Source organism: Streptomyces sp. B1866, assembly GCF_031932565.1.
In the GTDB taxonomy this organism is placed as follows: domain Bacteria; phylum Actinomycetota; class Actinomycetes; order Streptomycetales; family Streptomycetaceae; genus Streptomyces.
Genome location: NZ_JAVSCF010000634.1, coordinates 1 through 405 on the forward strand (window position 1 = coordinate 1; position 405 = coordinate 405).

At 75.8% G+C, this 405-nt stretch carries 1 protein-coding gene; it reads left to right on the top strand.

Annotated elements, in window-relative coordinates; translation table 11 throughout:
- The coding region (locus tag RKE29_RS30545; protein ID WP_312008925.1) for a ketoacyl-synthetase C-terminal extension domain-containing protein at positions 1 to 405 on the top strand (405 nt) is incomplete at both ends.

The following is a 405-nucleotide window of genomic DNA, read 5'->3' on the forward strand; positions in this document are numbered from 1 at the left end:
GGCACCAACGCCCACGTGATCCTGGAGGAGCCTCCGGCCGAGGACCGGGCGCGGGCCCAGAGCGAGCCCCGGCCGCCGGCGGCGGTGCCGGTGGCGGTGTCCGCACGCAGCGAGGAGGCGCTGCGGGAGCAGGCCGACCGGCTGCGCGCACACGTGACCGAACACCCGGACGTCTCCGTCCTGGACCTCGGCTTCTCGTCGCTGACGGCCCGGGCGCAGTTGGAGCGGCGCGCGGTGGTGGTGGCCTCGGACCGTGCGGAGCTGCTGGCGGGTCTCGGCGCGCTGGCCGCGTCGGAGCCCGCCGCGCATGTCCTTCAGGGGAGTGCAACCGGGGGGAAGCCGGTGTTCGTCTTCCCCGGTCAGGGGGCGCAGTGGGCAGGGATGGCGGTGGGGCTGTTGGAGTCC